Origin of the sequence: Edaphobacter aggregans DSM 19364 (assembly GCF_000745965.1) — a bacterium.
Classification (GTDB): domain Bacteria; phylum Acidobacteriota; class Terriglobia; order Terriglobales; family Acidobacteriaceae; genus Edaphobacter; species Edaphobacter aggregans.
In genome coordinates, this window is record NZ_JQKI01000180.1 from 1 (window position 1) to 9,382 (window position 9,382).

4 protein-coding genes and 2 pseudogenes are annotated in these 9,382 nt (G+C 55.7%); 1 reads left to right on the forward strand and 5 read right to left on the reverse strand.

What is annotated here, in order from left to right:
• The 3 genes and pseudogenes from Q363_RS28420 to Q363_RS28430 all read right to left on the reverse strand — a co-directional run.
• Positions 1-802 (reverse strand): annotated as a pseudogene (locus tag Q363_RS28420) (sensor histidine kinase); the annotation flags it as partial.
• 383 nt (positions 803-1,185) lie between these two features.
• Positions 1,186-3,753, reverse strand: a complete 2,568-nt coding sequence (locus Q363_RS28425) for a spermine/spermidine synthase domain-containing protein (RefSeq protein ID WP_051979463.1) — start codon at positions 3,751-3,753, stop codon at positions 1,186-1,188.
• 65 nt (positions 3,754-3,818) lie between these two features.
• On the reverse strand, positions 3,819-4,691 hold the full coding sequence (locus Q363_RS28430) for a protein-L-isoaspartate(D-aspartate) O-methyltransferase (protein ID WP_211256404.1): 873 nt from the start codon (positions 4,689-4,691) through the stop codon (positions 3,819-3,821).
• A 55-nt stretch (positions 4,692-4,746) separates the two neighbouring features.
• On the opposite strand from Q363_RS28430, the gene Q363_RS28435 reads away from it, so the two are divergent.
• On the forward strand, positions 4,747-5,727 hold the full coding sequence (locus Q363_RS28435; protein ID WP_084080871.1) for an oxygenase MpaB family protein: 981 nt from the start codon (positions 4,747-4,749) through the stop codon (positions 5,725-5,727).
• 690 nt (positions 5,728-6,417) lie between these two features.
• Here Q363_RS28435 and Q363_RS28440 read toward each other — a convergent pair.
• Positions 6,418-8,070 (reverse strand): arylsulfatase, encoded by a 1,653-nt coding sequence (locus tag Q363_RS28440; protein ID WP_051979464.1) that lies wholly within the window; start codon positions 8,068-8,070, stop codon positions 6,418-6,420.
• 1,128 nt (positions 8,071-9,198) lie between these two features.
• Positions 9,199-9,382: pseudogene (locus Q363_RS43305) on the reverse strand (IS701 family transposase); the annotation flags it as partial.

Consider the following 9,382-nt stretch of genomic DNA (forward strand, 5'->3'; position numbering starts at 1 on the left):
TGTTCGCAATCGTAGTCCCGCGCAGTTTAATTCCCAAAATCAGTCCGGGGAAGACACCATCAAAATTACGCTCTACTTCAGGCGAACCTCCATCCCAACAGAGGGAAGTAGCCAAAGGAGCGTGGTCCTTTGCAGTCCGTACCATGATCGCTGGTTGAGGATGGGATGTATCGTTTTTGTTCTGATTTGGCAGCACTTCGTTCAGCGCTTGCGGAAAAAACTTGTCCTTCAGATAGTCGGTATCGTAGACAAACCCTGCCAGAGCGGGATGCTCCGCAGTCGAACCGCGAGGTATGAATAGCACCAAAGACTGATACTGCCATTTGTCGCCCCTGGATACCCAATTGTCAATAAGGTAGACGCGCCTCCCTTCCATCGCCTCGATCTTCTTCAGTTTGGTGATCCAGTCTTTGGATTCCAGGTCAAACCAAGGTCCGATCATGGATACGAACTTCTTGCCTTCTTCAACAAATTCAGGATCGCCCATGCGATCAGGCTGAGATTGACTCTCGACGTGGCCTTTCCCTGTCCAAAGAAACGCATGTGCAATGTCTCTGTGTGACGCCAGGAAAGCCTCCAGCTCGTCGCCTTGGTTCACACCGGGAAATTTCACCCTGGCTTCCTCGGCGATTTCATAAGCGCGGTTATCAATCCGCTTTTCGGCGATAGCCAGAACCTGCTGATACTCCCGTTGAAAGACAGCCTCGATGGCTTTGTCTCGTTGTATTTTCCTAAGGTGCAATACTCCGAATACGACGAACGCAGCAGCGGGCAACATAACTCCCAGCATGAATACCAACATGCGAGGACGCTCGGACCATCGTCGAACTTGAAACTTCAACATAGCGCGCTTTCGGAAAGGCGCCCGTGCGCTTTAGGAGAAGCGCCCATTTCCATCGGATTGAAGAATAAGCGAGAACACTCGGCGATATGTCACAAGGACGCAACAAATTGCAAAAAGTTGTGAACTTACAGGTGTCACGTGTCCTCAATTCCCGGAGTCACTTTGTTTATTTTCAAGCCTTTCCCGGGATTTAACTGCATTGTCACTACACTGAAATCCCGGACTGTTGCACATAAACCCTGTCGAAGTTCCTGCTGAAGTTTGTCCGGGATATAAGCTCAATGACACTATCCTTTTTCCGTGCATCGGTTTCGTTCTAGGGTTTGAGCGCCGCGCGACAGTTATCGTAACAAAGCATCACGCTCTTCTTGGGCAAACCATTTTTGCCACGTTCCTGCCAGCAGTGCCGCCATGGCATAACACGCCGAGGCCAAAAGCAGCACTATTGGAAGCCCTGCACCGAGAGCCAGCAGGGTGGCTAGGGGACCAGCGATTACAGAGGCACAGCCATTAATAGCCCAGGCCCAGGGCAACAGTTCTGGGCGGGTTTGGCCAAGTTGGCGAAGGACAAGGGGAAAAGGCATGCCCATGGCTGCAAACGGCAGTATCACTATGAATGCGAGGGCCATTCGGGCCGACAGCGGCCAACTGAGCAGCGACGTAAGTATAGTGTGCAATCCGAGTGCATAGACGGTTCCTGTAACGGCTACGACGATGGCGGCCAAACACGCTAACCGAGCTGCCGTGATTCCCCTTCGTAGTTGCCGCGCAGCAAACGCGCTGCCCAATCCGGAGACAAATAACAAGCCCGCTAGAACCACGGCCACGGCATAGATGGGATCAGCAAGAAAGAAAACCAACCGCTGGATCAGCGCCATTTCCACGAACAGATACCCCAGACCCAATGCGAGAAAGTAAAGAAGGACTCGCAGGCGAAGTATCCTGTGGGAACGCGGCTTTAACACTTGCGAATCAACGGATGGGAGGGGACGGTGCAGTAGAAACAGAGGAGAAGCAATCAGCAGGATCCCCAACAGGGTCGCCTGTGCAAGTGTTGCGACCAGGATCAGGTAACCCCACTCCGAGTACGGAATCCACGATTGCCGGAAAGTACGGAATATTAAAGGAAGCGCACGCCAGCGGTAGAAGTGAAAGAAGTAGGGGCGATCGTCGGTGGCAGGTCTCACATTAAACGCGTAGTCGCGTAAAAATTGTTCCCGGATTTGGCCCCCGGCCAGGAAGGCGTTTGCTGCCTCGAAGTAATAATCGCGCTCCAATACATTGAAACGGTTATGCTGGTCCGCCGCAATGCCGGGGAAATAGGATGCGTCGAACAAGCGCTCTTCGGTCCATTGGTGCAAGGCAGACAATTCTGGAGTGCTGAACGGTTCCTTCTTCACCAAGAGCGTAGCCACTGCCCAACTTCGTATCAAGACCAAACGCTCAGTCGGGTTTAGGCCCATCCGTTCTAGCGCGGCGACTGCCGTGGCGAATAACTTTAGCTCGTTACGCGGCGGCATTTGCGTCCAACGCGTTACCGCTAGCACGCCGCCTGGACGGAGGTGGCTTAGAAAAGCCTGGAAAGCCTCGCGAGTGTAAAGATAGTTCTCGCTTACAGCACCAACTCCCACCGCCGATGCCGCAAAGGAGTCGACCAGCGAGAGATCGATGACGTCCCAGGTCCCGCGCGCTGCCTGCACAAAAGCTCGTGCCTCCGCACGATGGACGCGTACTTCAGGCCGGTCGTAGAGCCCGCCAGCGAAGTCTTGAAAGTCTCCTCGCAACAACTCCGGCACGTTGGGGTTGAGCTCGACTGCGTCCACTTGGCGGGCGGCGTGCCGCAACGCCAGCAAAACACCCGCGCCGCCACCAGCACCCAGGACACAGACACGCAAGTCCCGAGGCCGACTCTGAAGAGCGAAATAAGGAGCCGCTGTGGCCATCCAGTCGAGATAGTTGAGTGTATTAGTGTCGCCGTTAAACGCAGTGATAGCTCCGGCACTTTCCGCGTCCACATAGAGCCCGAGTTGCTTTGGCGGGACCGCATCGGTTGGTGCGACTAGCGAAAGACCCGGGGCTTCGCGGATAGCCGGGCTGGCAACGACGTCTACACGGCCGACAGGGCTGGATCGCTCGGCCACCACCTGTGCATGAGGAAGGTTAAGCGCATAGTTGAGGCCCTTATACTGCGACAAACGGACGGCCGGTGGACGAAGGATGTAAGCGAGCGTCACAATTACCATGATCGCAACGCTAGCCGCGGCAAAGAACCGGCGTGAGCCTCGATCAACCAACAGCTTCTTATCGAGCAAGGCAAATACTGCAGCGCCCTGCGCGAGACCCATGACACCTACCACCGCCCATTCCACGCGCACGATGGACAACGCGATCATTGCTAGAAGTGCACCTGCACCTGAACCGGCCATGTTATAGGCGTAAAGGCGGGGACACTTCTCTGATTCGCTGGTAAGCGCGAGGCCGATGGCGGTCGCGGCAGCAAAGAATGGAACGGAGAGTAAGAGGTAGTAGCACCCCAGGTACAGGACTTGGCGCGGTTCCCAGACAATCCGGAATGCTTCAAAAGGAACACGCTGCGTAAGCCAGAAAGAGACCGGCAGTGCGACCGCAAACGATGTCGCAGAAATTGCGAACCAGCCTGCTCGGGATCCATGCAACAACATGGCGGGCGTCCGGCGTCGCTCGATTGCCGCGAGCAGTGTACCGCTCGCGCCGAAGCCGAGAAGTGCAATCGAAATGACCATGTAGGCGAAGTGGTGCCACTGGCCGATGGAAAAGGCGCGCACCAGTATGACCTGGTAGGACAACACCGACGCTGATATCAGCAGAAGCGCTACTTCACGGCACCGGATGCCGACCAGAATGCAGCGAATCTGATCATAGACAGACATAGATTGAATGCGTCAGTCGCTTCGCCGTCTGCTGCCAAGGCAACGAGTCCGAGATGCCTGTGCTTTCAGTTTGACCGCGGGCCACCGACCAGGGGAACAAACGCCACGGGCATCAAGTTACGTACCGTGAGGTCACGCGGTCCTTTGCTGCCCTTGGTAACCAGCATGAGCATCTGGGTTTGGAAAGGATTGCCCACTGGAATCACCATCCTTCCCCCGGGCTTCAGTTGTTCAATCAAAGCGGGTGGAATGTGGTTAGCCGCGGCTGTCACGATAATGCCGTCAAAAGGCGCTCTCTCGGGCCAGCCGAAGTATCCGTCACCAACGCGCACCTCGACATTATTGTAGCCTAGAGTTGCCAACCGTTGGCGGGCGGCGGTGCCGAGCGGCTCGATAATTTCGATGGTGTATACCTGTGCAACCAGCGGGGAAAGAACCGCGGCTTGATAGCCTGACCCGCTGCCAATTTCCAGTACCTGGTGCTCCCTTTTCGGCTCAAGGAGTTCTGTCATCCTGGCCACAATGTAAGGCTGCGAGATGGTTTGACCATAACCTATAGGGAGTGGCCGGTCATCGTAGGCGTAGCGTATGAGTTCGGCGGGCACAAAGCGATCACGTGGTGTCTTGCGCATTGATTCGAGGACGCTCGGGTCTCGCACCCTATCCGCTCCGCTCGCGCGCGGCACAGCAATCTGCGTCTTGACCATGTCTTCGCGCCGCTCGCGGAGGTTTTCCTCGCCTTGGGCGAAAACAAATCCCGCGACAAGCAGAGAGGAGCACAAATAGATCAGAGGGTTGAAGTGATTCTTGCTCCTATACCCCCGCCAGAAACAGGTCGATGGCCATCGTGGGTTCATGGCTTTTCTCGCGAGCAGCCGTTCGGAAAGCGCATTTATTGTAAACCAATATAGACACTTGTTGAACGCAAGAAGGACCAAGCTCCATGGAGCTAAACACAGGAACGTTAGAACTCCATTCTGAATCTAAGGGAGTATGGACACTAGTCGATCGCCGGTATCCAGAGAAGACATCTCCCATCTGTGGACTGCTGCCGCGAATTGTACCGCTGACCCACGTACCGGCATTTTCGGACCATCCTCTATCGGCTGGAAGGTCAATCGAGAATCAGGGTTGTTTCTAGGCGCTGGACGCGCAGCATTGCTCCAACTGGCGCATCCCTGGGTCGCTGCAGCGCTTGATCAACACTCAAACCTCAGGGCAGATCCACTTGTGAGATTTCACAATACCTTCCGTGTTGTGTTCACGATGATATTTGGCACTCTCGAGCAAGCACTAGCAAGTTCCCGCTATCTCTATCAACTGCATACACGTGTCCTGGGTGAGATTCCCGAATCCGTAGCCGCTTACGAGCGCGGCTCACATTATGAGGCAAATGAAATCGGGGCACTTTGCTGGGTCTATGCGACGCTGGTAGAGAGCGCCTTACTTGCCTATGAGAGCGTTCTGCCACCGCTCTCACCCGGTGAGCGGGAGGCGTATTACGGCGAGAGCAAAAGGTTGGCGGCGCTGTTCGGGATACCGGCGAGTGCCTTGCCTACGGATTGGTCCGCTTTCGAGGCCTACAATCGAACGATGTGGGCGTCGAACACGCTTGGTGTGAACACGCTTTCGCGAGAGATGGCGCACCGCATACTCCACGGCCGCGGTTCCTGGGTACCGGTTCCACATTGGTACCGTGCGCTCACGGCTGCATGGATGCCTGATGGGCTCCGCGAAGCGTTTGCGCTGACGTACGGCAAGCGAGAAGAACGTGCCGCGACTTGTGCCTTGCGCTGGCTGCCGCGCGTTTACCGAAGGATACCCGATACTCTCCGGTATGTCGGGCCATATCAGGAGGCGCGTGCATGTCTTCAGGCCTGCAGTGTTGGCCTTCTCACTCGCGCGAACAATCGCTTCTGGATGGGGCAGCCGAGAATGCTCTCCCCAAACCCAAATGCTAAGGACTTGGTCTAGAATATTCGATCTTCATGAGATACCCGGATCGTCCGCGGATTCTCGCAATGCGTCTGCCTTGCGACAGAGTTTGAGGCAAGTCATCCGCCGCGCTATGGTGGATTGATCACCCTTACCGGTGGGCTTATTGGACCGCCGGATACCGACTTGACTCACACGGGTGACCTCGCCGGTACTCCGGTCTTTTCGGTTCAGGTAATCCCGATCTGTCCGTGCCATGGTGGCGCGTGACGCAGTCGGCAATGGTTCTTGAAGAAATGGGCTCGGTCGTGACGGCGAAGCGGTATGAAGGCCGTCGGTACACAATCACACGGGACGAGCTTGAATTTGCAAAACGCCTCCCTCCATGCAGCCTACGATGAAGTAGGGCCGCAGCAGTAATTTTCTCGTCGATTGCCCCTGCGGGTACCTAGCGAAATGATGTCACCGAAACTGGCATGAAAGCTTGTGTCTACGCCACGAAAGCCGGCTGTGCCATGGGGCCCTACAAACCACAAATACGGGCGACTTCGAAGTGCCACTTATCGTCCAATTCTCGAGCGAACGGGTCGGAGCTTGTTACCGAACTTTGCGGAGCAGGCGCGCTCGCGGTTTGATCTTTTACTCTTTTCGCTCTCACTTTGATTTGGATCTTGTCCAGTCCGAAAAGCCGGGCGGCCCTACCGAGCCGCCCCAGTAAGGGCCATCTCGTTAGTTGCTCGGGCCTTTGGCCGCAGTTTGCGCCTGGGCCATCCTCCGCGCCATCTCCGCCTTGACTGCGTCGAGGTTGAAGCTGGCGCCCCGCTGCATCGGTGGGTAATCGAGGAAGGTCTGGAGTTCCTTGGCCACCAACTGCTGGACGAACACAAAACGCCAGAATTGGTACTTGAACCAATCGAAGTATTGCTGTCCTCCTTCTTTCGTTCCATTGTTGGGCCAGCCCGTACGCTCGAAGGGATCGAGACGCAGGTTGGTGATGTAAGGTATGTCAGGATGGGTCTTTTCACCCACCCACCCAGCCGGTTGGTCAATGAAACGGAACTTGTAATCGTCAATGCGGACTGCCCCGACAGTGCTTTCGCCGAGGTAGAAGATCTCGTGACGAGCGGATGGGCCTTTGCCAGTGATGGCGTCCATCTGGTTATAGCCATCCAAATGGTTCTTGTAGGTTCGGTCACCGATCTTTTTCCCTGCCAGCAATTCCTGAGCGATGTTCGGATTACCAGCCGCCGCGACGAACGTAGGCAACCAGTCCAGACCGGAAAAGATACCGTTCTGCACCGAGTCCGCAGGCACATGACCGGGCCAGCGAAGAATTGCGGGCACTCTGAAGCCACCCTCAAGTACGGTTCCCTTGGATTGAGCAAACGGTGTCTGGCCGCCATCGGGCCACGTGAAGACTTCCGTGCCGTTGTCGGTGGTAAACAGAACAATGGTGTTCTCGTCCTCACCGATGTCCTTCAGTTTCTGCATCACCAGACCGATGTCATCGTCCAGCTGTGCCATGCCGGCTTCTTCTTCCGACCATCCATTTTCTGCGTTCCGCATTGCTTCATACTTCGGAGAGAGGTGCGTGACGATGTGCATACGGGTCGGGTTCAGCCACACGAAGAACGGCCTGTTGTCTTTCTTGGCCTTGTCGATGAAGTTGAGGGACATGTCGCGGATCTCGTCGTCCACGGTCTCCATGCGCTTGGGATAAAGCGTCCCTGCATCCTCAATCTTCTGTTTGCCAATTGGGCCCCATCGGGGCATATCGGTCTTGTCATCCGAGTCTGTGGCCCAGCAATGGACCATGTTGCGCGGGCCGACGACATTCAACAGATTCTGCGGGTAGTTGGGATGCGCGGGGTCTTCCATCGCATCCAGGTGATACAAGTAGCCAAAGAATTCGTCGAAGCCGTGAACGCAGGGCAGGAACTCGTTTTTGTCGCCGAGATGGTTCTTGCCGAACTGGCCGGTTGCGTAGCCCATCGACTTCAGAACCGTGGCTATCGTCACCGCCTCGGCAGGTAATCCAACCGACGCGCCAGCCTGGCCGACGGTGGTCATTCCAGTGCGGATTGGCAGTTGACCGGTAACGAAGTTAGCACGGCCTGCAGTGCAACTCGCCTCAGCATAGTAGTCGGTGAACAACATGCCCTCTTTGGCAAGTTTGTCGAGGTGCGGTGTCTTGCCGGCCATCAAGCCGCGGTGATACGCGCCGATATTCCACATGCCGATGTCGTCGCCCATGATTACGAGGATGTTGGGTTTTTTCGCGCCTGCTGCTTGCGCCGTACCAGGGATTGCGCCCGCAAGCAAGTAGCTCGAGGCGGCAAGCATTCCCACCGCCATCCTTAGATACTTCGCTCTAATCTCCATGCTCTCTCTCCTTGCGACTTCCAACCCATGGCGACTCTCAAATTGAGATCTTTCGCCAAGTCGAGTCGCTATCGCTGATCACCGATTCCACTACGATCGCAGTTCTCCTGGAACTGTCACTTGCGACAGGTGCGAGAAAACGGGGCTTATGAATCCATTCGGGAGATGAACGGCAGCTTGGCGCGTAACACAAACAAAACGATTCCCATGCCTGCCGTCTGAACACATTATTCAGGTCGTCGTGGGAGCTTGAATTGTTCGCTTACAACAGTCGCCGAGGTCAGCGACGATGGCCTGTCACAGAGACTCAATGGTACCAACTTCCGACGAATATCCACCACTGTCGCAAGTGACAGTTACGCGCCCGGGCACCACACTGTATGTTTTCTGTTACGGAGACCAGAAGGGGTCTTCCAGGAGAGCTATGCACACTCGTCTCGGTATGTCTAAGACCACGATCAAAAGTCTGGTACTCGGGGGTGTACCAGTTGTTTGATCTGAAGTGGATTCGAAACGGGCATTCTGCGAGCGAGACGCTCCTGGGAAATCCCGACGCGTCTTCAATAGCCGACTTCGGAACCAGTTTCGCAGTTGTGAGAGAAATGCACGTTGTGCCGATCGACAAGCCAACTCTCCTTACCTTGGCAATATCGGCAGCACTACCCATGCTCCCAGTTGTGCTATATGCCACGCCCGCTCCTGAGCTTATCCGCATGCTAAAGATGCTCGGCTAGAAACCAGTGATGTTGCCACGATCCCACTGGCGGACAGGCCTCTGCCAGCCGAGCGGGTGGACGCAGTTATACCTTCAACTAATCAATGCACTGCTTTGGCACTCGCCTTGCCAAGATTCTTCACCCCAACAGCAGTCTTATCACCTGCTTTTTCCGTGTATTTCACCGAAACCTTGGCTACCCTCCTCAATGTCTTTGCCAGTGTCCTTGGTACCTTCCACGGGCGGTCTTGTCCGCCCATTTGATCGTGTGCTCGGTACCATCGGCGGCTTTTACCACCATCGTCTTAGTACTACTGTGTTATAAATATACGCGAAGGCAACAAGGACACCTGGGCAATGATCGAGCGAGGTGGGTAGCGATCAGACGGCGCAGGGTGGCGATGGAGTGTGGATTATGCCGTTCGGTTCTTACCGGTAGCACCTCGGGGCGTGAATGTTGCTGGCAAGCCGGGTAAGGGAAAGCGGATTTGGGCAACTTGGAGCGACGGGGAGTTGCCGGAGGGGGGAAATAGGCACCGCTCCTGCACCAGGAAGCCGTAGGCGGCGATGGCCAGGGTTGCATGGTGATGAAAGCCG